Source organism: Glutamicibacter sp. B1 (assembly GCF_039602135.1).
In the GTDB taxonomy this organism is placed as follows: Bacteria; Actinomycetota; Actinomycetes; order Actinomycetales; family Micrococcaceae; genus Glutamicibacter; species Glutamicibacter ectropisis.
This window is the reverse complement of sequence record NZ_CP125942.1, coordinates 3375937-3402562: the sequence shown is the minus strand read 5'-3', so window position 1 is coordinate 3402562 and position 26626 is coordinate 3375937. Positions and strand designations below refer to the sequence as shown.

The 26626-nt window shown below is 58.0% G+C and carries 25 protein-coding genes and 2 riboswitches; of the genes, 16 read left to right on the top strand and 9 right to left on the bottom strand.

The window, feature by feature from the left end; all coding sequences use genetic code 11:
• Positions 1–25: 25 nt before the first annotated feature.
• The 3 genes from QMQ05_RS15975 to QMQ05_RS15965 form a co-directional block, all read right to left on the bottom strand.
• The gene (locus QMQ05_RS15975; RefSeq protein WP_345471645.1) at positions 26–1585 is read right to left on the bottom strand and encodes a molybdopterin-dependent oxidoreductase; all 1560 of its coding nucleotides are present in this window, start codon (positions 1583–1585) and stop codon (positions 26–28) included.
• A gap of 138 nt (positions 1586–1723) precedes the next feature.
• A complete protein-coding gene (locus tag QMQ05_RS15970) occupies positions 1724–2527 on the bottom strand; it encodes an anti-sigma factor (protein ID WP_345471643.1) in 804 nt (267 codons plus the stop codon).
• A 721-nt stretch (positions 2528–3248) separates the two neighbouring features.
• Positions 3249–3944 (bottom strand): fasciclin domain-containing protein, encoded by a 696-nt coding sequence (locus QMQ05_RS15965; RefSeq protein ID WP_345471641.1) that lies wholly within the window; start codon positions 3942–3944, stop codon positions 3249–3251.
• Positions 3945–4232: 288 nt separating this feature from the next.
• Between QMQ05_RS15965 and QMQ05_RS15960 the strand changes: the two genes are divergently transcribed.
• Both QMQ05_RS15960 and QMQ05_RS15955 read left to right on the top strand, forming a co-directional pair.
• Complete coding sequence (locus tag QMQ05_RS15960) at positions 4233–5669, top strand: glycosyltransferase family 2 protein (protein WP_345471639.1); 1437 nt, start codon at positions 4233–4235, stop codon at positions 5667–5669.
• Positions 5666–5890, top strand: a complete 225-nt coding sequence (locus tag QMQ05_RS15955; protein ID WP_345471637.1) for a hypothetical protein — start codon at positions 5666–5668, stop codon at positions 5888–5890. Before QMQ05_RS15960 ends, QMQ05_RS15955 begins: the two co-directional genes overlap by 4 nt.
• On the opposite strand, the gene QMQ05_RS15950 is transcribed toward QMQ05_RS15955, so the two are convergent.
• Positions 5852–6547, bottom strand: coding sequence for an EAL domain-containing protein (locus QMQ05_RS15950; protein ID WP_345471635.1), 696 nt, complete (start codon positions 6545–6547; stop codon positions 5852–5854). The genes QMQ05_RS15955 and QMQ05_RS15950 overlap by 39 nt on opposite strands.
• 131 nt (positions 6548–6678) lie before the next feature.
• Here QMQ05_RS15950 and QMQ05_RS15945 point away from each other — a divergent pair, with 131 nt between their 5' ends.
• On the top strand, positions 6679–7719 hold the full coding sequence (locus tag QMQ05_RS15945; protein ID WP_345471633.1) for a GGDEF domain-containing protein: 1041 nt from the start codon (positions 6679–6681) through the stop codon (positions 7717–7719).
• 9 nt (positions 7720–7728) lie between these two features.
• On the opposite strand, the gene QMQ05_RS15940 is transcribed toward QMQ05_RS15945, so the two are convergent.
• Both QMQ05_RS15940 and QMQ05_RS15935 read right to left on the bottom strand, forming a co-directional pair.
• Complete coding sequence (locus tag QMQ05_RS15940) at positions 7729–9219, bottom strand: SulP family inorganic anion transporter (RefSeq protein ID WP_345471631.1); 1491 nt, start codon at positions 9217–9219, stop codon at positions 7729–7731.
• A 396-nt stretch (positions 9220–9615) separates the two neighbouring features.
• Positions 9616–11055, bottom strand: coding sequence for an MFS transporter (locus tag QMQ05_RS15935; protein ID WP_345471629.1), 1440 nt, complete (start codon positions 11053–11055; stop codon positions 9616–9618).
• A 70-nt stretch (positions 11056–11125) separates the two neighbouring features.
• Between QMQ05_RS15935 and QMQ05_RS15930 the strand changes: the two genes are divergently transcribed.
• Both QMQ05_RS15930 and QMQ05_RS15925 read left to right on the top strand, forming a co-directional pair.
• Positions 11126–11596 carry a MarR family winged helix-turn-helix transcriptional regulator gene (locus QMQ05_RS15930; protein WP_345471627.1) on the top strand — a complete coding sequence of 157 codons (471 nt, stop codon included), beginning with the start codon at positions 11126–11128 and terminating at the stop codon, positions 11594–11596.
• A 275-nt stretch (positions 11597–11871) separates the two neighbouring features.
• The gene (locus QMQ05_RS15925) at positions 11872–13053 is read left to right on the top strand and encodes a glycerate kinase (protein ID WP_345471625.1); all 1182 of its coding nucleotides are present in this window, start codon (positions 11872–11874) and stop codon (positions 13051–13053) included.
• Here the strand turns inward: QMQ05_RS15925 and QMQ05_RS15920 are convergent.
• A complete protein-coding gene (locus QMQ05_RS15920) occupies positions 13038–13880 on the bottom strand; it encodes an SDR family oxidoreductase (protein WP_345471623.1) in 843 nt (280 codons plus the stop codon). The two genes, QMQ05_RS15925 and QMQ05_RS15920, sit on opposite strands and share 16 nt — an antisense overlap.
• Before the next feature lie 158 nt (positions 13881–14038).
• On the opposite strand from QMQ05_RS15920, the gene QMQ05_RS15915 reads away from it, so the two are divergent.
• Positions 14039–14575, top strand: coding sequence for a hypothetical protein (locus tag QMQ05_RS15915; RefSeq protein WP_345471621.1), 537 nt, complete (start codon positions 14039–14041; stop codon positions 14573–14575).
• Here QMQ05_RS15915 and QMQ05_RS15910 read toward each other — a convergent pair.
• On the bottom strand, positions 14572–14766 hold the full coding sequence (locus QMQ05_RS15910) for a hypothetical protein (protein WP_345471619.1): 195 nt from the start codon (positions 14764–14766) through the stop codon (positions 14572–14574). The two genes, QMQ05_RS15915 and QMQ05_RS15910, sit on opposite strands and share 4 nt — an antisense overlap.
• 139 nt (positions 14767–14905) lie before the next feature.
• Between QMQ05_RS15910 and QMQ05_RS15905 the strand changes: the two genes are divergently transcribed.
• A complete protein-coding gene (locus QMQ05_RS15905) occupies positions 14906–15979 on the top strand; it encodes a CdaR family transcriptional regulator (RefSeq protein WP_345471617.1) in 1074 nt (357 codons plus the stop codon).
• 74 nt (positions 15980–16053) lie between these two features.
• Here the strand turns inward: QMQ05_RS15905 and QMQ05_RS15900 are convergent, their stop codons facing one another.
• Positions 16054–16410: an SdpI family protein gene (locus QMQ05_RS15900; RefSeq protein ID WP_345471615.1), complete on the bottom strand. Its 357-nt coding sequence runs from the start codon at positions 16408–16410 to the stop codon at positions 16054–16056.
• A gap of 275 nt (positions 16411–16685) precedes the next feature.
• Positions 16686–16776: riboswitch (SAM riboswitch) on the top strand.
• A gap of 68 nt (positions 16777–16844) precedes the next feature.
• Between QMQ05_RS15900 and QMQ05_RS15895 the strand changes: the two genes are divergently transcribed.
• The 9 genes from QMQ05_RS15895 (at position 16845) to QMQ05_RS15855 (ending at position 26575) form a co-directional block, all read left to right on the top strand.
• Positions 16845–17885 (top strand): substrate-binding domain-containing protein, encoded by a 1041-nt coding sequence (locus QMQ05_RS15895; RefSeq protein WP_345471613.1) that lies wholly within the window; start codon positions 16845–16847, stop codon positions 17883–17885.
• Positions 17869–19407 carry a sugar ABC transporter ATP-binding protein gene (locus tag QMQ05_RS15890; protein WP_345471611.1) on the top strand — a complete coding sequence of 513 codons (1539 nt, stop codon included), beginning with the start codon at positions 17869–17871 and terminating at the stop codon, positions 19405–19407. Before QMQ05_RS15895 ends, QMQ05_RS15890 begins: the two co-directional genes overlap by 17 nt.
• Complete coding sequence (locus QMQ05_RS15885; RefSeq protein ID WP_345471609.1) at positions 19404–20414, top strand: ABC transporter permease; 1011 nt, start codon at positions 19404–19406, stop codon at positions 20412–20414. The genes QMQ05_RS15890 and QMQ05_RS15885 overlap by 4 nt, the downstream gene beginning before the upstream one ends.
• Complete coding sequence (locus QMQ05_RS15880; RefSeq protein WP_345471607.1) at positions 20411–21514, top strand: ABC transporter permease; 1104 nt, start codon at positions 20411–20413, stop codon at positions 21512–21514. The genes QMQ05_RS15885 and QMQ05_RS15880 overlap by 4 nt, the downstream gene beginning before the upstream one ends.
• Positions 21511–22947 (top strand): LLM class flavin-dependent oxidoreductase, encoded by a 1437-nt coding sequence (locus QMQ05_RS15875; RefSeq protein ID WP_345471605.1) that lies wholly within the window; start codon positions 21511–21513, stop codon positions 22945–22947. The genes QMQ05_RS15880 and QMQ05_RS15875 overlap by 4 nt, the downstream gene beginning before the upstream one ends.
• 127 nt (positions 22948–23074) lie before the next feature.
• Positions 23075–23165: riboswitch (SAM riboswitch) on the top strand.
• 50 nt (positions 23166–23215) lie between these two features.
• Positions 23216–24442: an acyl-CoA dehydrogenase family protein gene (locus QMQ05_RS15870; RefSeq protein WP_345471603.1), complete on the top strand. Its 1227-nt coding sequence runs from the start codon at positions 23216–23218 to the stop codon at positions 24440–24442.
• A gap of 27 nt (positions 24443–24469) precedes the next feature.
• Complete coding sequence (locus tag QMQ05_RS15865; RefSeq protein WP_345471601.1) at positions 24470–25699, top strand: acyl-CoA dehydrogenase family protein; 1230 nt, start codon at positions 24470–24472, stop codon at positions 25697–25699.
• A 166-nt stretch (positions 25700–25865) separates the two neighbouring features.
• Positions 25866–26246, top strand: coding sequence for a YidH family protein (locus QMQ05_RS15860; RefSeq protein WP_334123074.1), 381 nt, complete (start codon positions 25866–25868; stop codon positions 26244–26246).
• 71 nt (positions 26247–26317) lie between these two features.
• On the top strand, positions 26318–26575 hold the full coding sequence (locus QMQ05_RS15855) for a hypothetical protein (RefSeq protein WP_345471598.1): 258 nt from the start codon (positions 26318–26320) through the stop codon (positions 26573–26575).
• Positions 26576–26626: the final 51 nt, after the last annotated feature.

Here is a 26626-nt window from a genome sequence, read left to right as displayed (position 1 = left end):
GAGTGGCCTAAGAAAGCAGCATCGATTATTCGACGCTGAACTGCAGCCGGTGCCACCCGGAGGAACCGTTTGGAACGGGCGCGGCGGTTTCTTCTGTCTGTAGCTGGCCATGGGCATTTGTCATGCGGACGGTAGCGGAGTGATTGCCCGCGGTTGCCTCTGTCCATTCGAATCTCCATTGACGCCAGGTGTCTACGGAGAGCTCGGTGGCCAGTTCGACCTCTTGCCACGGCCCGCTATCGATACGGATCTCCACTTTGGAAACTCCCGTGGTCTGAGCCCATGCGGTGCCGCCAAAGACGACCTTGCCGGCGGGCAACTTTGCGAAGGACCGTGGGGTATCTATCCGAGATGACATCTTGATTGGTCCTCGTTCCGACCAGCCCCGCGTTGTCCAATAGGCTGCTTTGTCTTGGAACCTTGTCACTTCCAGATCAACCACCCATTTGGTGGCCGAAACATACCCGTAGAGTCCTGGAACCACCATACGGACCGGGAACCCGTGCTCTAGTGGCAGGGGTTCGCCGTTCATTCCGATGGCCAGCAGGGCTTCGCGACTATCGGTGAGAGTTTCCAGCGGTGTGGAGGCGCTGAAGCCGTCGAAGGAGGTAGACAGAACCATATCGGCACCCGGTAAGGGTTTGGCCTGGGCCAGTAGTTCTCGTAGTGGGTAACCAAGCCACTTGGCGTTGCCGACGAGATCGCCACCGACCGGGTTGGAGACACAGGTCAAGGTGAGGTAGTGCTCAACCAGATCCATGTCTAAGAGTTCATTGAACGTGAGTGTGAATTCTTTCTCGACCATTCCGTGAATTTTTAATGACCAGTCTTGAGGGTCGATTTGCGGCACAGACAAGGCCGTGTCGATTCGATAGAAGTCCTGGTTCGGTGTGACAAATCTAGAGGCTCCAGGGACGTCTAGTTCGGCTCCTTGAGGTGGGGCTTGTACTTTCACTTTCGCCGGCGGAAGACCTAGGGCTGAGCGGGCTGACTCTGCGGTATTTCTAAAGGTCCGCAGGGCCTGGGTTGTGCCGACGGCTAGTAGTCCGAGTGCCACGCTTCCCGCTGATCCGAGGAGAAATTTTCTTCGTGATGTTGTGTTTTCGGACTGGGGATGGACCGTTGGTACACCGGCACGGGTAGCCATGCCGGCAAGAAGTGTGAGTGTTCCCAGGCCTAGTATGGTGCCGACTATCGTCGGTATTAGATCGAGGAAGTTTGTTGCCGAGCGGCTTAGCACGGAAGCACCTAATAGTACTGATAGCCCTATTACCAAGCTCAATCCGAGTGCAAGGCTCCGTGCCGTGGCAAGTCCCACTGTGGCCGCTAAGAGGGCGGCGGTGATCGATAAGGTGATGAATAGAAAAAGCTTGTCGTTGGTGCCGAATAAGCCGATGGCCAGATCTTTGAGCCACGGTGGAGTGAAATCAATGATTGTTGACCCTAGAGCGACGAGGGGCGATGAAGCAGTCCCGAAGAATGTGGACGCTGCTTGAGCGATAGTGAACAAGACAATAGCTGAGCAGATGCCAGCTATTGGATAGCGCCAGATATGACGCTTGCTTTTTCTTTGTTGTTGCTCCATGGCACTGAACCCCACACTTCGTTGCGGTGCGTTCGAATGCTTTACTCGAACACCGGATAACTCCTATTCGGTGTCACCCGGTGCCTGGATTGGATGTTAAGGAATTGCGGCATGAGCGCTGCATGCGTGTCTGTGTTTCTAAAGGCTTTGCAAGAGAATTGGTTCGGTAGTCGGAGCAGGTGAGCCCGTTGCAGGTTCCACGGTGATTCCGAAGTGGGTGATGCCCTCCATTGAACCGGTAATTATTGCGGTTGCTGAGGTGCTGGAAGGATCCAGCATGCCGGCAGGGATAGCTTTCTCAGCGGAGATGAGCCAGAGTTCGTAGCCTTTCGTTTCTGGGAGTTCAGGCAGCGCGTGGGTTGATACGGCCATGACGCCAGACTTTGCGGAGTATGAAAGCCTAATTGTTGCCCCATTATCTAATGTCTGGGATTTAGACTGCATGTCCTGAGCGCTCAAGATCTGCTTCATCGTATCCCGCTCGCTCTTCATAGCCTGAACAACCATGTCCATCTGCTGCTGATTATTCAGATTCCATGCCAGCGCACCGAGACCACCAGAAGCAACAAGTAAAATCCCCGCAGCTAGGGCAAAGAACTTCCGCGGCTTTCTGTGAGCGCTCTGCATACTTCCAGCCAATTCGTTATGAGGGTAAAGCAGAGCTCTTGCTTCCGTTGCGGAATGCTCGCATTGAGTCTCATCAATTCTTGCGGGAACCTGTTCAACGGTGCGAATCGCATCCATGACGTAGGTCTTAATTCTCGGTGGCGGCTTCACCTCAGGGACGGTGAGAGCAAGGTAGGCAGCAGTCTGTTGCAGAGAAGCAAGCTCTTGTTCGAGCGTGGCGGCATTGGCCTCAGACTGCAACGCCTGGTCACGTACAGTTTGGGTCAGCGCATTCAGGGCGAAGCCGCTGAACAGTCTACTTTTGTGCTTGCCCATGACATGGCTCCCAGTAATTCTCGTATTTCCTTCGTTCTGTCTCGTGAGCCGGCTTTCACGATCACCACAGGTAGTTGAGCATGATCAAGGATCTAACAATGCGTCAAACCCCGAAATAGACCAGTTGGATCGTACCTCTTTGCTCTTCAGTCAGTTGGCGAAGAGCTTCGATCATGCGTTTGACTTCATCAGGCCGTACTACTCTTCCCTACATTGGTTGATGTCTTGCTTAGGAGGTTTCAACAGCGATTTCCAGTTCAGATTCCGGGCGCTCTGAAGTGAAGCGGATCTGTCCGACAGCAGGCTGATGGACGATCTTCAGCAGCCAAGTTGGTGCGGTAGTTCGCACAGTGGCGAAGCCATCAACATGCTGTCAGGCGTCTGGAAGTATTTCTTGGATAGCTTCCTGCCTTTGGACTTCATCGCTCAGTTGACGGGCGTTAAAACCGAACACTCTTGGGACAAGTCCGCCATAAGGCTGCGTAGCTGCTTCATCTCCTTGCGCTGCTTGAAGCAAGAGAGCTTCATCCGGCGCTGAACCGTCGGTGACTTCAACTTCTCGATTCAGAATCTTGGGTTCAACGACCCCGTAGCGTCAAGGGCCATTGCTCTCGTTCAGGAAACGGCTGCAGGTCAAATCTTGGGTAGACGGAAGCCAGGGAACGGGCTCCCAAATCGTGCATCGCTCATTCCCTGGCTTCTTCGGTATTATGCCGTAGTGCTATTTCTTTGCCGGTGGCATCAGAACCGAATCAACGAGGTAGACGGTGGCATTGGCAGTCTGCACGCCACCGCAAATGACCTTGGCATCGTTGACCATTAGGTCATCACCGCTGCCGCTGATCTTGACCTTGTCGCCTTCAACAGTTTTCAGATCACCCTTCAAATCATCGGGAGTTATCTGGCCGGGGACCACATGGTAGGTCAGCACCTTGGTCAGCATGTCGGCATCCGACACGACAGCGTTCAGGTCTTTTTCTGGAATGGCCTTGAATGCGTCATCCACCGGTGCGAAGACGGTGAACTCATCGCCGTTGAGCGTGTCCACCAGGTCCACGTCCTTGTTCAGCTTTCCCGAGACGGCCTTGGTGAGGGTGGTCAGCAACGGGTTGTTGGATGCTGCCACGGCAACCGGATCCTTGGCCATGCCGGCCACCGAGCCATCGCCTTCAGGCACTGCCTCCGCGTAGGCCGCGCAGCCCGGGCCCACAAGATTGGAAGCAGGGTCCATGGCCGATTCGCTGGCCATGCCCGAATCCTCGGATGCGCTCGGGCTGCTCTCGCTCATGCTGGAGGCCGAGCTTTCGCTGCTGGGGGCGGTCTCGCTGCTGTTGTCCATCGAGCAGGCGCTCAATCCGAACGCGGCGACCGCGGCGATCGAGAGCAGTCCTGCCGTCTTGCGCTGCATGGTTTTCATGTCGAACTCCTTACCTGGCGACCCCGTTGGGCCAGTCGTTGATCCAAACCCCTTGGCTTGGGCTGTCATAGGGCATTCGGCCCCGGGCGCGCGACGGATTGGAATCTTCGTGAATTTTTTCCGGGAGGTGCGCATCCCCCGGAATCCCCGGTCAGCGTGCACTTGCCCGTTGTTGGCTGCGGCGACGGAACATGTTAGTTTTTTTCTAACTGGTGGAACTGCCGCGCAGCCGGCAGGATTTCCCGCCACCTCTCACAATTCCTGCCGATACGGAAATGGGGCACTACATTGCATAAGCACTTTGGCCGGCTGGTCGGGATCTTGGTCATCCTCATCGTCGCGCTTGCCGCAGCCTTGCTGGTCTGGGCGCTGGGTGCGCGCGGCCAACCGGTGCAGATGTGGAATCCAGCGGAATTCCACATCGGCAACCTGTGGACGACCTTCTACAGCAGCGAGCTGCCGGCGCTGGATATTCTCCTCTTTGCCGTCACCGCCGCCGTGGTCCTCGTGCTGCTGGTGGTCATCGGCGAACGAATCGTCACGCTGCGCTACCGACGTACCCCGGTGCAATCCTCCGGCCGCCCCCTGGCCCCCAAGGGGATCATGGACCGGACCCGCGGGGTGCATGCCGGACCGGTCACCATCAGCGTTCTGATCCCGGCCCACAACGAGGAACGCTCGCTTCCCGAAACCCTGAAGGCGCTCGACCAGCAGCACTTTGCTCCCTCGCGCGTGATCGTCGTGGCCGATAACTGCACCGACAAGACGGTCGAGGTCGCTCGACAGCACGGGGTGGAAGTCTTCGAATCCCGGGACAACATCCACAAGAAGGGCGGGGCCCTGAACCAGGCGCTGAGCGCACTGCTCCCGGAGCTGGGCGATAATGACTGCGTCATGGTCATGGATGCCGATAGCCAGATCGGTGATCATTTCCTGGCCACAGCCCGTGATCGCTTCACCCAGGATCGTGCGCTGTGCGCGGTGGGCGGGCTGTTCCACGGCGAGGAAGGCCACGGGCTGCTCGGCCAGTTCCAGCGCAATGAATACACGCGGTACCAGCGCGAAATCAGCCGCAGGAATGGCCGGGTGTTTGTCCTCACCGGAACGGCCTCGGTCTTCCGCGCGTCGGCGTTGCGCGAAGTCGCGGCCTGCCGCGGCACCGTATTGCCCGGACGCCGCGGGGACGTCTATGACACGGCCGCGCTGACCGAGGACAACGAGCTGACGATCGCGCTGAAGACCCTCGGGGCGCTCACGACCTCGCCCGAGCCCTGCACGGTGGTCACCGAGCTCATGCCCACGTGGAAGATGCTGTGGGCGCAGCGCCTGCGCTGGCAGCGCGGTGCGCTGGAGAACCTCGGCGCCTATGGGGTCACGCCCCAGACGATGCGCTATTGGGCGCAGCAGATCGGCATCGGCTATGGGGTGATCGCCCTGTTCAGCTACTTCGCGCTGATGCTGATCATGCTCGTTTCAATGGACACCTGGGTCTGGTTCCCCTTCTGGATGCTGCTTGGCGCGCTGTTCGCGGTGGAACGCGTCGTCACGGCCTGGCAGGGCGGGTGGCGGGCGCGCATCGTGGCCGCCCTGGTGATCCCCGAACTGGTCTACGACGCCTTCCTCGACCTCGCATTCCTCAAGGGCGTGGCCGACATCGCCTTCGCGCGCCGGGCCGAATGGAAACACGTAGAACACGCCGCCACCAGCAAGGAGACCTCCTCATGATCCTGGGCCACCTGGTCATACTACCGCGCGGAATACTGCTGCCCGAGAGCATCTTGCTCACCCCCTGGTTCGGCATCCTCGCCTCATTCGTCGCCATCAACACCGTGCTGTATCTGGTCCTGAGCCTGTCCAAGATCCTTCCGGTGCTGCGCCTGGGCGGCTCCAAGGGGCGGGAACGGCGCTCAGAAACAAGGAATATCGATCCCGACGCGTCGTCCTAGGTCGCGCATCCCGGCGGCCAGGTCGCCTTCGAGCAGTCCGGGCGAGAAGTAGTAGCCCTGTGCGTAGTCGAAGCCGAGGAGCTGCACCAGCTCCAGGTGCTCCTCAGTTTCCACGCCTTCGGCCAGGGTTTTCGCCCCGGTGCGCCTGGCGGCTTCCAGCAGCGAGTCGACGAGGTCGCGGATGCATTCGGAGGAGGCGTACCGCCCGATCATGGTGCGATCGAGCTTGACGATATTCGGCTTCAGCAGCATGATGCGTTCCGCGGTCGCGTAGCCGACCCCGGCATCGTCGATGAGCAAGAGGCAGCCCAGCAAATCGGCATAGGAGCGGGCCCGGGCGCACAGCTCCGGCGCGGATTCCTCGTTCAGCTCCAGCCCCCAGGTCAAGCGCGCGTCCAGGCGCTGGCCGGCGGTCGCGAACGCCTCGATGGTGGGGCCCGAGGCGTTGACGGTCAGCAGCATGCCGTCGGGGATGGCCGCGCTGGCGGACAGGATTTGCTCGATGGCCTCCAGCTCCAGGCTGATCAGGCGCCCTTCGGCAGCTGCCTGCGCGAAGTGCTCGTGCGGACCGCGCCCATCGTCGAATCGTGCGAGGGCTTCAAAACCCAGTAGAGTTTTCGAATGTAGGTCGATTAACGGCTGAAACGCGAACTTCATAGTCCACCTAACCTGGCGATTTCGATTGAAAGTATGGGCACTGATTAGGCCGATGCGCACAAAGGTGATCATACCCCGTCATGGCCCGAAAAGCGCCGAAGCCAGCACATTACGGGAAAGGAAAGTACGTAATGCCGATTGTTTCACGACGCCGTGAAAGTGATGGTGCTTTCTGGTGGGCCCGCCTCCTACCGGCCCGGCTGCTGCGAATCAGCCGCCTGGAGGTGGCCGTGACAGGCATGGCGTCCGCCTTCCTGTTGGTGTTCTACTCGGTCAACCTGGTCAATGACTTCAGTTCGCCGGTGTTCCACGCCCTGGCGGTGGCCCGCGTGCTGGGGGCACTGGCCGGCGTCATCCTGGTGTGGATCTACCTGGATCGCTTCCCGCTGTGGATTGCCTACCTCGGAGCCGTGAGCGAGCTGTCGGCCTTCGTGATCTTCGTCGGCTTTTCCGTGAACCATGAGCAGATCGTCTTCAGGCTCCAGGAGTTCCCGCTCATCGCGCTGTATCTGTCCTGGCTCTTCAGCCCGGCCGTTACCAGCTGGACGATCTACCCGGTCATGCTCTTCACCATCCCGTATTCGGTGTATTTCGGGCCGGCGGCGGGCACCGAGCACCAAAGCGGCTTGCTCAATATCCTGAGCCTGGTCTTCTTCACCATGGCGGGAATGTTCATCGGTCACTTCGTCAAGCGCCGGTTCCGGCAGCAGACCCAGATCGATGCGCTCACCGGTGCCCTGAATCGCACGGGGCTGGCGGTCAGGGGAGAGGCCGCCCTGGTGGCGTCGCGACGCGCCAGCAGCCCGCTGGCCGTGGCGCTGCTGGACATGGACGGATTCAAGCAAATCAATGACAACGAGGGGCATGAAGCCGGCGACCGCGCACTCAAGAGCCTGGTGAATCACCTGCGCAGCAGCACCCGCGCGGGAGATCTGGTGTGCCGCCTGGGCGGGGACGAATTCGTGGTGGTGTTCCCCAGCACGTCGCGCTGCCAGGCGCAGCAACTCATGGAGCGCATCGAGGCCTCCTCGGACCTGGCGTGGAGTTTCGGCACGGCCCAGGCGCGCAGCGATGACAACCTGAGCACCATGATCCTGCGGGCGGACCGGGACATGTACGCCTTGAAACGCAGCCGGGCGAGCGAGCGGAAGCGCGCCGATGGCGAAGGCTAGCCTGCTGGCTCAGGACAGCTTCCCGCCCAGCCGGTCCTGCATTTTCTGGCTGGCCTCGTTCAGGCCGCGGATTTCAACGGTCTTTCCGTAGTTCTGGTACTTGGCGCGGATCGAATCCACCGACGCGATAGTCGAGGCATCCCACAGGTGTGAAGCACTCAGATCAATCACGATCCGCTGTGGATCCTCGGCGTAGCGGAACTGGGTGTACAGGTCGTTGGAGGAGGCGAAGAACAGCTCTCCGTTGACCTCGTACAGGGCCTGTTCGCCATCCACGGTGCGCGTCACGGTGACCATGTGGGCCACGCGATTGGCAAAGAGCACCATGGCTGAAAGGATGCCCACGCCCACACCGATGGCCAGGTTGTGGGTCAGCACGGTGAGCACCACGGTAATGAGCATGACGAAGGTTTCGCTCTTGGGCATCATCTTCAGCGTGCTGGGGCGAATCGAATGCCAGTCAAAGGTGGTGGCCGAGACGACGATCATCACCGCGACCAGTGCGGCCATCGGAATTTGCGCCACCACATCGCCGAGCAATACCGCCAGCAGCAACATGAAAATTCCGGCAAAGGCCGTGGAGATGCGCGTGCGGCCCCCGGAGACCTTCACCCCCACCATGGTTTGCCCGATCATCGCGCAACCGCAGATCCCGCCAAAGAATCCGGTGACAATATTTGCGGTGCCCTGGGCCCAGGACTCGCGGGTTTTACTCGAGGGCGTATCGGTGATGTCGTCCACCAATTTGGCGGTGAGCAAGGATTCGAGCAACCCCACAAAAGCCACCGCGATGGCGTAGGGCGCGATGATCTTCAGGGTTTCAAGGTTCAGCGGCACCCCGGGCAGATGCAGTAAGGGCAAGGATTCGGGCAGTTCGCCCTTATCACCCACGGTGGGCACCACGATTTTTGCGAAGATCGTGATCGCGGTGAGCGCCACGATGGCGATCAATGGCGCGGGCACCGCCTTGGTGATTTTCGGGAAGTAGCAAACGATCACCACTCCCAGAATGACTAGCGGATACACCTGCCAGGGAACATTGCGCAGCTCGGGCATCTGTGCCCAGAAAATCGAGATGGCTAGACCGTTAACAAAGCCGATCATGACCTGCCGGGGAATGAAGCGCAGTAATTTGGCCACGCCCAACGCGGCAAGAACCACCTGAATGACCCCGGCAAGGATCACCGTGGCAAAGAGATATTCCACCCCATAGGTGCGCACCAGTGGTGCGACCACCAAGGCTACCGCGCCGGCAGCGGCCGAAATCATGGCCGGGCGTCCGCCGGTGAAGGCGATGACCACGGACATGGTGAAAGAGGCGAAGATCCCCACGCGTGGATCCACCCCGGCGATCACGGTAAAGGCGATCACCTCGGGGATCAGTGCCAGGGACACCACCAGACCGGCGAGCAATTCGGTCTTGAGCAGTCGAGGAGATTTGAGGGTGCGCCATACCGACTGGCGTTGTAACGGGGTTAGCTGTGCAGTCGGGGTACTCACCGGGGCTCCATTCAATCTGGTGTCCCGGGTGTTAAAAGCTCGGGGACCAAATAACGTTATCGCACCGAGGGTGATGGTGTTTAAATTCGAAGCCCCAGCCGGGCCGGATAATTCCGGTGAGGCTGGGGCTTCTCGATCATCACTCGCACCTTCATGAGGTACTTAATACTCTAGGGGCGCTGCCTGTGTGCGAAATAAGTAGGGACTGCGCATTGGATATGGATGCGACAGCGGGCATGCTGAACGCAAAAAACGGCAAAAAACTGGCCCTGTCGCAAGACCGACAGGGCCAGTTTTTCGTCATCACTCGCACCTTCATGAGGTACTTATAACTCTAGGGGTGCTCTCTGTGGATGCAATAAGCATGCACTGCACGCTCACCATGTATTCCTTGGCCTAGGCGTTCTGGGTTGCCTCTTCAAGCCGAACCTCGGTGGCTTTCTTGGCGGCGGGAATGCAGGCGGCGATCACCGCTGCGAGAAGGCTAATGCCGGCACCGAGCCAGAGGGCCGTGTGGAAGCCGGTTTCGGAAGGAAGGACCGTGCCATGGAAGTCGATGGTCATATCGGCGAGCACCAACCCGAAGATGGCCGCACCGCCAGTAGTACCCAAGGAACGCATGAGGGTGTTCAGACCGTTGGCCGCCCCGGTTTCACTGCGCGGTACAGCGCCCATGATGATGGTGGGCATGGCGCCATAGGCCAGTGCCACGCCACTGTTAATGACCAGGCTGGTAGCGAGTAAGCCCCAGGTTGAGCCCATGCCCAACTGCCCGACGCCATAGCCGGCAGCCATGATGAGGATGCCCAAGACCAGGGTGAATTTTGGTCCCTTGGCCCCGGTGAGTCGTCCTCCCACAGGGGAGAGGACAAGCATCATCAGTCCGGCCGGTGCCATCCATAGTCCGGCGGCGAGGACGCTTTGCCCCAGCCCATAACCGGCTTCGGCGGGCATCTGCAGGATCTGTGGCATCACCAGCGAGCTGGAGTACATTCCAAAGCCCACAAAAATCGAGGCAATGTTGGTCAGCAGTACCCGCGGAATCGCTGCGGTGCGCAAATCTACTAGGGGAGCGGTGGCTCGAAATTCCCACAGGCCCCACAGCAACAGCACCACTACCGCAGCGATGAGCAGTCCCAGAACCAGCGGGGATCCCCAACCCCAGGTTGAGCCCTTGGAGATGCCGAGCATGAGGGCAATCAGTCCTACGCCCAGTCCAATGGCCCCGGCCCAGTCGAAGTTGGTCTTGGCGGTGGTGGTGCCAACGACGGGAATGAACTTGAAGATCAACAGGGCGACGATCAGGGTGATTGCCGCGCAGAGGTAGAAGAGCACACGCCAGGAGGAGAACTGGATGATGGCTGCCGAGAGTGGCAGGCCGATCGCTCCACCCACACCCAGAGTTGCCGACACGGTGGCGATGGCCGAGGGTAAATGTTCCGCATCGACGAGGTCGCGGAGCATGGCAATGCCTAGTGGGACCATACCGGAGCCTAAACCCTGAAGTGTGCGTCCCAAGATCATCACGGTGACATTGGGTGCCAGCGCGCAGATTGCGCCACCGAGGATCAGCGGGATGGCCAGTAACAGGAGTACTCGACGCTTGCCGAACAGGTCGCCGAGTCGGCCGGAGATGGGCATAACGACGGCCGCCGCCAGCAGTGTTGCGGTGATAATCCACGCGGTGTTATCCGGTGAGGTGTTAAAAATTTCGGGCAACTGAGGGATCAGAGGCGTCACCATGGTTTGCGTCAATGATGAGGCGATGCCTGCGGAGGCGAGGATGCCGACCGTCATTCGGGAACTGGGTTTTTCGGTGAGAACAGGTGAGGGCACTGGGAACCTTCGAGTGAATGTGTAAGTTACATACAATATGTATCATACATATCAGGGTTAAGATGGAAAAATGCCAGAAGGAAAAACCGGATCAAAGAGCCGCATCGCGGATATTGAGTACGAGCAAATGTTGCTCAGCCGCTACACCATCGCCCAACACCGCCACTCCAGCGGCATGGATCGCAGCGTGTACCTGATCATGAGCCGCATAGATGGCTCCGGCCCGATGTCTATTGCCGAATTGAGCCACGCCCTGCGCCTCGACAGCTCAACCCTGCAACGCCAGGTGACGGTGGCCATCAAGGACGGGTACCTCGAACGCATCCCCGACCCAGAAGGGCACGTCGCGCGCAAGATCGCACTGACCCGCTATGGAAACGAACAGTTAGCCGACGCCCGAGGTACCTCCATTGATGCGCTTGAGCAGATTATGGGGGACTGGAGCGCCAAGGACATTGACCAGTTCGCGCATCTTCTTCACCGCTTTAATAACGACATTGAGGACTATAGCCAGATGCGACGAGGTCTCAAGGCTGAGTAATGCAGAAGCTGATTAACGAAGAATTCCCGTTGGGCAATATCCAACGGGAATTCTTACGATCATCACTCGCACCTTCATGAGGTGTTTTAAACACTACCCACGCTTTCTGTGCCATCCCTTTGGTTCAGCTTCACGTTTCTCATGCTTTAAAAATTGCTTCAAAGATCTGCTCGTACCTGCCAAGGCCAGATGCACATAGCCGTACCACTTTTCCCTCGCGAACTCCGGGCAATTGACCATAGGCGTCATTGGCCCAGTTCCCTAAGCTGGGAAACATGACTTCTGAACAGAAAATGATCCGAGCAGATCATGACCTGCTGCGCGTAGCGATCGTTCCTGACTCCTTTAAAGGCAGCGCCCGAGCCAGCGAAGTGGCACAAGCTTTGGCACAGGGAGTATCTAAGGCGGCGAAGAGCCGCAACCAGCAGATTGAAATCACCGCGCTGCCCTTTGCCGATGGTGGCGAAGGAACCTTAGAAGCACTAATCGATGCGTGGGGCACCGAAGCAATCACCGTGGAAACCACCGACGCGCTCGGCCGCCCGGTCACCTCACGACTGGGATTATCCAAGGACCAGAAGATCGCTGTTGTGGAAGCCGCCGAAGCAGCCGGCCTGCCACAGGTCAGCGATGTGCCACGCAAACCCTTAGACGCTAGTACCGCGGGGCTCGGCCCTCTGGTATTACGAGCCCTAGACCTCGGGGTGCAACAGATCATCTTGTGCCTCGGCGGCTCAGCCACCACCGATGGCGGTACCGGATTGCTCAGCGCGCTGGGCGCCACGTTCCTGGATGAGCATGGAGAAGAACTGCCACCAGGTGGTGGTGCGTTGGAAAAGCTGGCAAAAATTGACGTTTCCAATTTGGATCCAAGAGCAGCAAAAGTGCAGTGGCAGATCGCCTGCGATGTCACCAATCCTTTGCTCGGGGACCAGGGAGCGGCGGCGGTGTTTGGTCCGCAGAAGGGGGCTTTGGCCCAGCAGGTGCAGGTGCTAGATCGTGGGTTAGCCACGTTGGCCCAGGTACTTGAAGCAGATACCGGAAGGACACTCAAGGAACAGCCTGGGATGGGTGCCGCTGGTGGTTTGGCGATCTGCCTGGCCTCGTACTTCCAAGTGGAGCTGACCCCCGGATGGGAGTTGGTGGCGCAGGTGCTCGACGCGCACCGCATCTTAGGTGCCGCGGATCTGGTCCTTACCGGTGAGGGACGCCTGGACAGTCAATCCCTGAACGGCAAAGTGGTGTGCGGGGTACTTCAGGCGGCGGGTGAAGCGACCGAGGTGATCGTGGTGGCCGGATCGGTTGCATTGAGCGATCAGGAGCTTGATCAGGCGGGGATCCTGGCGGCCTACTCCATTGCTTCCGAGCCAGCGAGCCTAGAGCAACTGTCGGATCAGGCCCCAGAACTGATCGAACGCACCGCCTTTAGCGTCATGCGCACCTATTTGCGCAGGTAGTCAGCGAAGGAACGGGGAGCGGCCCCGGTGATGATCTCAATGTGGTCGCTGACCTTGGCCATGGAATTACTGGCAATCGCGGTATAGGTGCTCACCCACGCATCAAGCTGCCACTGCGGTGCACCATAACTGGAGCGCGAAGCATAGGCCTCTTCGATGGTTTCGTTGTGGAAGGTAATGCTTTGCTCCCGTGCGGCACTGAGGATCTGTGCCACATCATGCATGCTCAGGGAATGCGGTCCCGTCAGCTCATAGGTGGCGCTGGCGTGTTCGGAAGGCGAAGCCAGAATGGTGGCGGCGGTACGTGCCACGTCTGCTCGGGCCACCGGCGCGAAATGTCCATCGCCAGCAGGTCCGCGGATGACTCCGTCGTCTCCTACCAAGGCCGGCAAAAAATCCTGGTAGAAGCTGTCGCGCAAAAAGGTGAAGTGCATCCCGGAAGTTCGCAAGTACTCTTCGGTGGCGAAGTGTTCGCGGGCCAGCGTGAATTCAGCATCTGGTGCTGCGCCGGTGAAAGAGGTGTAAACAATGTGCTTCACCCCGGCGGCACGCGCTGCATCGATGAAGCTGGTGTGAAGTTGAATGCGGTGCTCACTCTCCGGGGCGGAAATCATAAAGAGCACCTCAATACCTTCTAAAGCTTTGGTACTGGTGGAGGCATCTGCATAGTCGAACTTGTGGGCTGTAGCTTCTGGGAGTTTCGGCGCCCGGGATGTGTCGCGGACCAAGAGCCGCTGCGGGATGCGCCGGTCTGCCAGTTCGTGGGCAACGAGGGAGCCGAGCGCCCCGGTGGAGCCGGTGACGGCAATCTTTTCGGTGGGCGCCATGGGTGATCACTCCTGGAACGAGACGTCGATGCTGTCAGTTTAGGCGGTGAAGTAGGAGAAATGTTGAGCACTGCTCCACCGAGGGGATGAAGCGTAGCGCGATCTTTTCCAACAGGAAGACGATGTGCCTAGTGGCGGTCGATTTCTACGATGGAATCATGATCAAGAAAAAGTATGTCGCCACCGCATTATTCGCCGCACCCATGGCCTTGGCGCTCTCCGGTTGTTCCGTTTCAGACCTCATGACGGACAAATATGATGAATCCACTGAAAAGACTGCCAAGTCTTCCCAAGAGGCTGTTTCCTCCGGACTACTGCCCAATTGGGTGCCAGAAGGCGGAAGCAACATCAAGCTGATGCAGCGCAATACGGGGATGGAAAGAATCTTTGTGATGGACTACAGCGCAGACGTGCCAAGCGATAAATGTCTAGCACTGAACACCGTTGGCAAGCCATCGGAAGCAGAGCTGAAGAAGGCCTACGCCTCGGATTCGCGAACCAAAAACTTTGAGGCGAAAGAAATCTCGTCAACCAGAACTCTCGAAGCTGACTGGTGGCCAGAAAACGCTGAGAACCAAACAACCGACCTCTGCGGTCGTTTCTGGGTGCACGTGGCAGATGGAAAGTTATACGCCTTTGCCCCGGACACCACCAACACGGTTCAAGCAGTGCAGCGCGAGCGCGACGCAGCCTAAACTTCGCGTGGATCCTGCCAGTGGGGTTGGTTCTTGGCGGTATAGATACGGCAGGCAACTAACCCCGCCAGGCACACCGCGATCAGTACAGGGCCAAGTAGTCCAGGTAAACGCTGGTGCCAGGTCATGTTGAGCGATACGAGCAAGGAGACAAGGAAACCCCCGGTTAAGTAACTGATCGCCGAACTCATGGTGAACCTTTCCTTGCGATACTTGACTGGGGTGAGCCTAACATCATCCAGCGGCAAGGTGAAGGACGAAAGTGCGAAACCTTGATGCGCGTCGCGGTGAGTCCTCCATGTTTTTGGGGCAGGAAGCTAGGATGACTTCATGAGCGAAATGGAGCAACCACGACTAGCCAGCGCACTAGCGCAAAAGGTTGTCGACACCATTTCACCAACGATTAATCGCCATGTGAACATCATGAATGAGCATGGAATAATCATCGCCTCCAGTGATAGCTCGCGCATCGGAACGTTGCACGCAGGAAGCCTTGAAGTGCTTCGAGACCAGCGGGTCATCCGAGTCACTCACGGCGATGAAACCGCCGGGACCCAGCCCGGGGTGAATCTTCCGCTGAAGATTAATGACCGCGTGTGTGGAGTCATTGGACTTACCGGTGCACCCCATGAGGTGGAACCACTAGCTGAGCTGATTGCGCTGACCGTGCAACTGCTGGTCGCCCAAGAACGTGAGCATTCGCGTAGCGCTCGCCGGGCAGCCGAAGCCAGGGATATTCTTTCCGCCTTGCTCGCCGGGAATGTCGCACCGGAAATCATTGGCCGGATGCTTCAGGCACATGGGCTCAGCGGGCACCTGCACTTGGAAGTGTGTCTAGTCGGCAAAGGACAAGCGGCAGGGCAAGAGTCAGCCTTTGCACAGCCAGGAACCCAAGGGGTAAGTACCTCTTGGGTGACGTTGTTTGGCGCGAGGTGGAGACTTCGCAAGGCTAGTGAAGATCATGGCCAAAGCGTTGTTGGACCCGATGATCGGTATCTTGGCGGCCCGGGGATGGCAGATGTCGGTGAGCTCTTGGCCCGGGCGGAAGTATTGCGCACCTTGGTGGCACGTCCTGAACTGATTCCAGATCAGGGGCATCGTGAACTGTGGACTGAAGAGATCGCGGTGGCTATCGCCCGCACACCGGTATCTAACCTCAAATATCTTGCGATGCCTGCGCAGGAATTGAATCAAGAACAAGCAAAAACCCTCTTGGTGGTGGCAAGCGTTGCTTCGATGTCTCAAGCGGCCGAGATTTTACACATTCACCGCAATACGCTGATGCAGAGGCTGGAGCGTATCGGGCAGGTCACCGGTGTGGATACGCGCCTCACCAGTGAATCGTTACGCCTACAGCACGCGATTTATGCGCGAGTTGCCTTGGGGCAATTACAGATCTTCTAATGCAACTAGCCTGTTGGCAGATGGATATTTTTGATCCTTCGCGGCCGAATCTTCGCCACGAGAGACACTAGCGACTAACTACTCGGGTACTGCTTGGCAATCTTATTGGCGCGGAATCCTGCCACGAGCAAAAGCAAAAGACTGAGGCAGAAGCCGACAGCGGTCACGGTCAGCGCCCACGGGAATTTCTGCATAAAGCAAAGAACTGCGGCGATGGCCAACAGTACCCATCCAATCCACGCTGTCATTCTGAGCGTGGGTGCGGCATGGCGGTGAGCAGCCAACCACGCTTCATCACTCGATAAGGTGTGACGGGTTTTGATGCCTACCGCAGTGTTGCGTTTGAGCTGGCCCGAGGCAGTCATCGGAGCCAAAATGCTGGCGGTCACGGTCAGTATGACCAGCCCAAACATCAGACTGATGGTGTTCATTGGGTCCATTGAAATTTCCCTTAGATGGTGACTTTGTATTCAGTCTATACAGTGGCCATATTTCTCAACACCCGTCCTGTTACGAAAACTGAACAGTGCAGTTAGACGTGCAACTCATCCGCAGAGCTTAATATGCGGAAATATGACGTGACTCCGGCACTTCTGACACCGTTTTTGGCCGGATGAACCCGTGTTTTGTGAAGAGTTCTGACGCTTTGTTCCCTCCGGTGACGCGTTAATGGCACGCCCATCGGATCGATGTTTAACTCGAAGAATACCCATCCAGAGCGGCTGAGAGACCTGGCTCCGTGACGCCGCAGCAAGTCTGCAACCCGCAGAAAGTGCTAACGCCAGGAGCGATGGAATTCCCGGGTAGCGAAGCGCAACTTTGAGTTCGGGATCCCTCGGTTCACTATGTCTAAGAGAGGGACGGCATGACTCGCACTCGCCCGAACACCCTGAAATTATTGGCAGTAACCATGGCAGCAGCAACACTGCTGACCGGTTGCTCGCTCAAGGAACCACGACCTGACGTGGCACCGGTAGCGGCGCAAAACACCACCCCACAAACGGAACAGTCACTGAACGATGTGCCGTCACTCGAAGGTAAAAAAGTCGGAATTGCTGCCAAGGACATCCTGCACGACTACTCGCGCGTGGTGTATCAGCAGATCCAAGAACGGGTCAAAGAACTCGGTGGCGAAGTGATTGCCACCCAGGCCGAAGCAAAAGACGAAAAACACGTCTCTGATGTCGAAAACCTGATTACCCAATCACCAGATGCCATCGTGGTCATCTTGGGCGACGCCCAGACATTAACCCCTGCGCTGGCCAAGGTAGATGCGGCCGGTATCCCACTGTTCACCATCGATTTCCAGAGCGAATACTCCAAGAACAACGTCACCAGCGACAACTGGAATGTCGGCACCACGCTGGCGCGCACCATGGCTGAAGATCTACATGGCAAAGGCAAGATTCTCGTCTTTAACGGCTTCCCCGGTGTGACTCCGTGCCGTATTCGCTACAACAGTCTGAATCTGGTGCTGGAAGACTACCCAAACATTGAGAAGATCACCCCTGAGCTACAGGACAAGTACGAAGGCACGATCGAAGATGCCAAGAACCAGATTCAGGATCAACTGCGCAGGCTACCGGAAGGTGAAGTCGACGCGATCTGGTCTTGCTGGGACATGCCACTGATCGGTGCCGCGCAGGCCATCGACCCGACAGATAACGACATCAAGTTGTACGGCGTGGACGCAGAGCCCGGAGCCTTGGACCTCATCGCAGATCCACAGAGCTCATATCAGTTCACCGTTGCTCAGCCCACCAAGCAAATTGCGGCCACCTCGGCCACAAACATCGCGCTCTTCCTCGACGGGCAAACCGACAAGGTACCAGCCACCAGCTACGCCGAGCCGATTTTTGTTGACAAGGACAATGTGAATCAGGTGCGCAATGACAACGGGATCTAATGAACTGCTGAACATGCGCGGTATCAACAAATCCTTTGGTACCGTGAGCGTGCTTGAAAAAGTAGAGCTGAAACTTCGAGCCGGAGAAGTCTTGGGCCTCGTAGGTGAAAACGGTGCAGGGAAGTCCACACTGATCAAAATCCTCACCGGTTTATACACTCTAGACTCCGGAGAGATAGAACTTGCTGGCAAGGTAGTGTCCATTCGCCGCCCAGCCGATGCCGAAGCGCTGGGTATTGAAGTCATTCACCAGGACCGCCATTTGGCTGGCCGTCTGACCGTTGCCGAACAGTTGTACCTTGGCACGTCGAAGAGTGCTGGGCTGTGGCGTAACGAGCGCAAAGTGCAGGCAGCAGCACGTGCCGACATCCTGCGCACCACCGGACAAGAATTGGATGCTGCAGCGTTTGTTGATGAGCTCAGCGTCGCCCAGCAGCAGCTCATCCAAATTGCCCGGGCCGTGCTAGCTGAACCCAAGGTACTGATCCTAGATGAACCAACAGCGCCCTTGGCCAACGAAGAAGTAGAACAACTCTTCGGCACCGTCCGACACCTGCGCGATCAGGGCGTGGGAATTATTTTCATCTCCCACTACCTACAAGAACTGCAATCGATCACCGACCGAATTACGGTGCTACGCAATGGCAAAAATGTCGGTGATGCAAGTTTCGCGGCCGGAGACAGCATTGAAGATGTCATCGGGCTGATGCTCGGTAACCAAGTTAATGAGTTTTCACACCAGAGAACTCGGGCATCAACCAGTGCTGATGCCCCGGTACTTGAATTAGCTGAACTATCGGTGCAGGGAAAGCTCAACGGAATCAACCTCACGGTGGCGCCTGGCGAAATCGTCGCAGTCACAGGACTACTGGGGTCGGGAATTGAGGTGCTGGCCGATGCCGTTACCGGCAACCTTGCACACACAGGCTCCGCGCTATTACATGGCAAAGCGGTCACTTCTGCCGCTGATTTTGTCTCCCGCTCTGGAGCCTACGTCCCGTCGAACCGGCACCAAGATGGCATCTTCTTGCGCAATACGGTGCGCGAAAATATTGCCGCCGCAAGCCTACGCAAACTGGGCCGCCGACTTGGCCTGCTCGATCCGAGCAAAGAACGCGAGGTGTCCAAGGAACTGGTGCAACGTCTAGATATCCGCCCGGCCAATGTTGAAGCAGTAGCCTCCGGTCTATCTGGCGGTAACCAACAGAAGAGCGTCTTGGCCCGATGGTTGGCCAAGGGGTCCGACGTGCTGGTCTTAGACCAGCCAACCTCCGGTGTGGATGTCGGAAGTCGCGCACATATTTATGCGCAAATTTCCCAATTGGCTCAGGACGGGGCCGCGGCGCTGGTGGTCAGTGTGGATCTGGAAGAAGTTGTGGGGCTCGCCGATAGGGTACTGGTGCTTTATCGCGGGCGTATCATCGCCGAACTACCAGCTGGCCAGGCGAGTACCGAAAAGATTTTGCAGTTGGCTTCCAGCGGGCAAGCTGCTCAAAACCCACTCGAAGAGGTGAACGCATGAGTTCTACCCTGACTCCCGTAAGCCAAGATCCCGTGAGCGCCGAGCGCTCGGTGCGTACCAAGAAACCAAGCTTCGCGGCCTGGATTGGCTATGCCGGTATTGCCGCTGTGCTTCTGCTATTTATTTTCGGTTCGCCGTACTTTTTGACTGCTTCAAATATTCTCACCATCTTGACCCAGGCATCGGTCTTCGGCATCGCCGGGGTGGGGCTGGCCATTGTCATCATCGCCGGCGGGGATGATGTGCTTAATGGTGGTATCGATCTGTCCACCGGTGCGGTGGCAGGACTTTCTGGAACGGTCACCGCTCTGGCGGCGGCCAGCGGAACACCGGGGTTCTTAGCGGTGCTTTACGGTGTGCTGGTCGCTACCGCGATCGGTATTATCAACGGCATTTCTGTCACCTTGGGTTTACGCCCGCTGCTTGCCACCTTGGCCACCATGGGAGTGGCAGCCTCCCTCGAACTGGTCTTCAGCCAAAACCTCAAGATCGCTGTAACAGGTGGCTTTTTTGAAGCTGCCCGCAGCAGCGTATTCCTCGGCATTCCTCTGGCAGCCTGGTTGATGGTGCTCGTCGGCGTCGTGGGCTGGTGGGTTTATAGCAAAACGAGCTGGGGTGTGAATTCCTACGCCGTGGGCCAGAATCCGACGGCAGCCCGGGTGGCTGGGTTGGATCCGCGCAAGTATCGCCTGGCTAGCTACGTGCTCAGTTCCGCATTGGCCGGGATCGCCGGAACACTGCTGGTGGCTCGGCTTTCAGCCGCGGTCCCCGGAATTGGAACCCAAATCCTGTTGGACATCATTCTGGTCGCCTACATGTCCATGATCTTCTCGCGCAGGCGGTTGGTCAGCGTTGTGGGCACCATCTTGGCTGCGGTCTTTGTTGCCGCCCTTGATAACGGGTTGACCCTCTTGGGTGTGGCCAGCCAATGGGTGGGCGCGGCCAAGGGGCTACTGATCTTGCTGGTATTGGCCAGCGTGACCTTGCGCGGAAGGAACAACCGATGAATACCACGCAGACCTTGAGCGCACCGCCGGCTCCACGACCGCTGACCCCGCCGGCCAAGGGGCCTAGGAAGCGTGGCACCCTTCAGGCTTCTCGCCTGGTTGCCCCAGCCACGCTGGCATTGATCCTGATCGTCTTCTCGGTGCTCAGCCCAGTATTTTTTAGTGTCGGAAACCTGGTGGGGATCCTGGGGCAAGTGGCTTTGCTGGCATTAGTTGCTATTGGCCTGACCCTCGTGGTGCGCGCCGGCGGCATTGACCTGTCCATTGGGGTGGCCCTGGATTTGGGAGCTCTGGCTAGCGCCTGGCTGATCAATGATGGGTACCGAGCCTGGGTGGCCGTCGTGGGTGGATTGCTCTTCGCCCTAGCTGTGGGACTGGTCAATGCACTACTCATTGTCATTTTGAAGATCCCAGCGTTTTTGGCCACCTTGAGTGTGTGGTTTGTGGGCACGAGCGTGCAACAACTGCTTACCGGTGGTGGGGCACCGATCTATCTTTCGGCACCCCTAGTACCCGATGGTTTTGCCGTGATTGGTCGGGGATACTTCCTCAACATTGATGCCGCCATTATTAATGCGGTCACCATCGCTGTGCTGGTGGCGCTCTTACTGGGCATTACCCGCTATGGACGCAAGCTCACCGTGGCCGGTGAACAACCTAGCGCAGCAAAGATCTCTGGGCTGCGCGTTAATGCGCTGATCGCCAGTGCCTATCTGTTGTGTGCGGTGATCGCCGGATTTGCCGGCATCGTGTTGGCCGCACGCTCCAATGGTTATGTTCCCGGCAGTGGTCAGGCCTATTTGATGGATGCCATCGGGGCGGTATTCATCGGGGCCACGATCTCTCGCTATGGGCGTGTGTCCGTGGGCGGAACGCTGATTGGTGTAGTGATTTTTGGCTTGCTGGATAACGGACTGAACCTGATCGGACTGTCCTTCTTCTTCCAGGACCTGGCCCGTGGACTCGTACTGCTGGCCATCTTGCTCGCCGCCGTCGTGCTCGGGCGAAACCAGGGTCAATCGTCCACCGGGATTTTCGCCCAGCTGCGCACTGCTAAGAAGCACATATCAACCACAGGAAAAGGAAACAGTAACTCATGAGCCAGCGCATTCACCTCAACGCCTTCGACATGACCTGCGTGAGCCATCAGAGCCCGGGACTGTGGCGCCATCCGCAGAATCGAGCCGATGAATACAACACCCTGGAATATTGGGTGGAGCTGGCGCAAACCCTAGAACGCGGTGGTTTTGATGCGTTGTTCTTGGCCGACGTCTTGGGCATTTATGATGTGTACCAAAACTCCAGTGGCCCAGCCCTATTAGATGCTGATCAGGTTCCATTGAATGATCCGTTCATGCAAGTTTCCGCGATGGCCGCGGCTACCAAGAACCTTGGCTTTGCGGTGACTAGTGCGCTGACCTATGAACAGCCTTATGCGTTAGCCCGTAAATTCTCTTCCTTAGATCACCTCACCCGTGGCCGGGTTGGCTGGAATGTGGTGACGAGCTATCTGGAGTCGGCGGCACGAAATTTGGGGATGACCCGCCAGCTAGATCATGATGCACGCTACGACATTGCCGATGAATTCATGGAAGTGGTCTACAAGCTTTGGGAAGGCTCCTGGGAAGAGGGAGCAGTCGTCAAGGACCGGGAACGTGGGATCTACACCGATCCGAGCAAGGTGCACCCGATTAACCATCAAGGTCAGCACTTCAATGTCCCGGGCATTCACCTTTCAGAGCCATCGATTCAGCGTACGCCGGCGATTTTCCAGGCAGGTGCCTCATCTCGTGGTCGTCGCTTCGGTGCACAACATGCCGAAGGGATCTTCCTGAACTCCATTAATACTGCCGTCACCCGCAGGCAGACCGATGCGATCCGTGACGAATTTGAAGCGGTGGGCCGGCCTCGAAATGCTGCAAAAATTTATGCCCTGATGACGACGGTGGTGGCTGATTCAGATGCGCAGGCAGAAAAGCTTTACCGTGAGTACCAGTCCTATGCCTCACGTGAAGGGGCTATGACCTTCTATGGCGGATGGTCAGGTTTGGATTTGAGCCAGTACGCGGTGGATGAAGAACTGAAATATCTGGAGACCAACGCGGCCCGCTCCGCCCTGTCGATTTTTACCACCGCGAACCCAGAACAGAAGTGGACACCGAATTCGATTGCCGACTACCTCGGCGTGGGTGGCATCGGCCCGGTCCTGGTGGGTTCGGCCGAAACAGTGGCCGATGAAATTGAGCGTTGGGTGGATGAGTCCGGGCTGGACGGAATCAACCTGGCCTACGCCATCACCCCGGGATCCTTCGAGCAATTCACCGACTTGGTGGTTCCGGAGCTACGCAAGCGTGGACGAACCTGGGCCGGCTATGAAGGGAATACGCTGCGCGAATATTTGGCCGGAGAAGGACAACGACGAGTTGCTGACGATCACCCGGCAGCGGCCTACCGTGGGGCTTATGCTGGCCAAGCTTCCGCAGCAGATTCCAAGGCTAGTCAAATCCCAGAGGCTGTTTTAGGCGCCAAATGACATATGAGTAAATATGACGGAATTTTATTACCGTTTCAGAGCGGTGAACGTGTCGAAAAATGACGATGTTCCGTCCTGTGACCTCGTGACTTCCGCCAGCCATCGCGCGGTGATTCACTGAAAGAACACACCATCCAGAGCGGCTGAGAGACCTGGCTCCGCGACGCCGCAGCAAACCTGCATCCCGCAGTAAGTGCTAACGCCAGGTTCGATGGATCTGCAGAAAATTCTGCGTCCTTCGGAATCCACAGTCCTAAGGAGAACGAAGATGACGGTTATCAGTACCCAGCTACCGCGCGTGCCTTACACCGGCACCGCCGATGAAGCCGAGCTTAATCACTGGCGCGAGATCGCACAAAAGGTCGCCGACCAGCTGGCTACCGACGCCCTAGAACGCGACCGCAAGAATGCTCAGCCCTTCGCTGAGGTGCAGTTACTGCGTGAAGCTGGCTTGTTGAACCTGCTGGTGCCGACCGAATTTGGTGGCGCCGGGGCACACTGGGAGACCGCCTTTGAAGCGGTCCGCATCTTGGCAACGGCCGATGGCTCAATTTCTCAGCTGCTGGCCTACCACTACGTGAACCAGTCGGGCATTGCCTTCTACGCGGCGCCTGAAACCCAAGCCCAGTGGTGGCAGCGCACCGTTGAGGGCGGCTGGCTGTGGGGCGATTCGGTCAACCCGGTTGATCCCACGTTGACCCTCGTGCCTGAGGGTGATGGCTTCCGCCTCAATGGTGCCAAGCGGTTCTCCACCGGTTCCGGGGTAGGCGAGGTTATCGTCATCAACGCGGAAGTCACCGAGGGCGAACGCAAGGGCCAGGTGCTGGCCTTCATCATCGACCGTGACCGTGAGGGCCTAGAAATCGTTGATGACTGGGACTACCTAGGCCAGCGACTGAGTGCGTCGAACTCGCTGAAGTATCACAATGTACGCATCGAGCCGACTGATCTTCTTGGTGAAGTCACCGATGAGCCGGTCTCGACCCTACTGACCCCGGGCATCCAGCTGGCCTTCGCGAACTTCTACCTGGGTATTGCTGAGGGTGCCTTGGCCCGTGGCAAGCAGATCTTGTTGGGGCGCAAGAACGCGTGGCTGTTCTCGCAGGCTGAGACCTATTCCCAGGATCCAATCTTCCAGCGCACCGTGGGTGAGCTCAAGGCACGAACTGCTGCCGTGGCAGCGTTGACCGAAAAGCTGGGCCGCAAATTTGATGCACTGCTCTCCAAGGCAGGGGAGGTGACGCAGCCCGAGCGTGCGGCGTTGGCTGTTGAGATTGCTGAAGCGAAGGTGGTGTCCACCGAGGTAGGCGTTGAGGTGGCCAACCGGATCTTTGAAGTCACCGGATCGTCGTCGACTGCGAACAGTGTTGGCCTAGACCTGTTCTGGCGCAATGTGCGCACCCACTCACTGCACGACCCGGTGGACTACAAGAAGATTGAGGTCGGCGCGTACTTCCTCCGCGGAGAATCTCAGCCACTGTCGCTGTACACCTAAAAACTTTTCTACAGATAGGAAACTGAGATGACTGTACTTGCCACAGGTAATCGGTTGAACCAGCTCAAAGCCCGTTTCGCCCCTCTCTTTGAACAGATCGCGGACGGCGCTGCCGAACGTGACCGCAGCGGTGAACTGCCCTATGAACAGGTTGCCCAGCTGGCTGCCGCCGGGTTCGGCGCGATCCGTGTCCCTGAATCTCATGGTGGGGCAGGGGCCACGCTTCCCGAGCTCTTTGAACTCTTTGTTGATCTGGCCGCCGCCGATTCAAATATTGCCCAAGCGCTGCGCGCGCACTTCGCTTTTGTGGAAGACCGACTCATTGCCACCCCGGGCCCGGGACGCGATAAGTGGTTGGCACGCTTTGTTGATGGCGAATTGGTGGGCAACTCTTGGACCGAAGTCGGGACGGTGAAGGTCGGGGACGTGATCACCAAGGTCACCCCGGATGGCGAGGGTGGCTTTAAGATCAATGGCACCAAGTACTACTCCACCGGTTCCATCTTTGCCGATTGGCTAGACACCTATGCCGAGCGTACCGATACCGGCAAGCGCGTCATCGCTGCAGTGAATCGCCACCAACCAGGCGTGGAGTTGGCCGATGACTGGGATGGCTTTGGGCAGCGCACCACCGGTACTGGAACTTCCACGTTCACCGATGCGATTGTGGCCGAAGAAGATTTGATCGACTTTGATACGCGCTTTAAGTACCAGACCGCTTTCTATCAGCAGGTGTTGTTGGCGGTGCTCGCCGGGTCGGCTAAGGCTGCCGAGCGTGACTTCGCCGCTGAGCTGAAGGCTCGCAAGCGGACCTTCAGCCATGCTGCAGCCAATGTGGCGGCCGAGGATCCGCAGCTATTGCAGGTGATTGGTGAGGTGTCGGCGGCTGCCTTTGCTGCTGCGGGAACCGTGGAGCGTGTTTCGCAGTCCTTGCAGGGCGCTTATGAATCGGCGTTGGCGCTCCAGGCCGGTCAGATTTCATTGGAAGATGACGAGGCGGCCAATGATGCTGCCGAGTTGGCCAGCGCGCAGGCCCAGGTAGTGCTCACCCCGTTGGTGCTCAACGCCATCACCCATGCCTTTGATGCGTTGGCCGCTTCGGCGACCAGTGTCTCGAAGAACCTGGACCGTCATTGGCGCAATGCGCGCACCGCGGGCAACCACAATCCGTGGGTGTTCAAGGCGCGTTTGATTGGAGATCTTGCGGTCAACGGTACCGAGCTGCCACGCGTCTGGGCTATCGGAGCTTCCAAGTAACCACGATTGATCTTGCAGGCCCAGCATTCTTTGCCGATGCTGGGCCTGCAGTGTTTAACGGATCGCAGAACCTGTGTGGAGCCTGCGCTGAAAGGCAAGCTGTCTTAAACCGTGAATTCTTTTGGGTCAGATAAGCTTGCCGAGTTGGCACAAACTCAGGAGGGTCATGTCTGAGCACGAACGCAGCCGGTTGGAACGCTGGTTATTGCCGCAGGGCAAAGAGCCTGACCCACGTTTTACCCTTGCCAATGAGCGTACCTTTTTGGCGTGGATCCGAACCTCCTTGGCATTTCTTGCCGGTGGCACGGCCCTTGAAGCTTTTGCGACTGATGCGTTTCCAACACCGTTGCGCACCTGGCTGGCTGTACTGATCATTGGCATCGGCATCCTGATTGCCGGTGGGGCTGCCATTCGCTGGGTTCGAGTTGAGCGCAGTATGCGTTCGGGACGTCCTTTGCCGATTCCGGGCATCGTGCCCTTATTAGCCTTCGGCGCGGTGCTGGCCTCACTGACGGCTGTGGTCATTATTCTGGGGTTGGGCAGTTGAGGGAAGAAGCCCCTGAGGTCAGCGATCCTGGATTGCAACCTGAGCGAACGGTGATCGCTTGGAGCCGGACCATGATCTCCTTTTTGGTGGCCAGCGCGGTGTTCCTGAGGTGGTTGCCACACTATGGGCTGGGCATGATTTTGTTGCTTTCACTCTCCTCGGCTGTAGCCTTCGGAATTCTCTTTTCGCAACGCGCCCGGTACCGAAAAATGCTTCAGGGCGTGCGCGCTGAGCGCCTTCGTGCAGATGTTGTTGCCGTGGTACTTACCTCTTTGATGATTATGGCGATGGGTGTGTGCGCCATCATCATGGTGATTGAAGATAATTGAACCGCTAAATGAATAGCGTGGCTAAGTGTCGTGGATGTCACTAGAAAATGA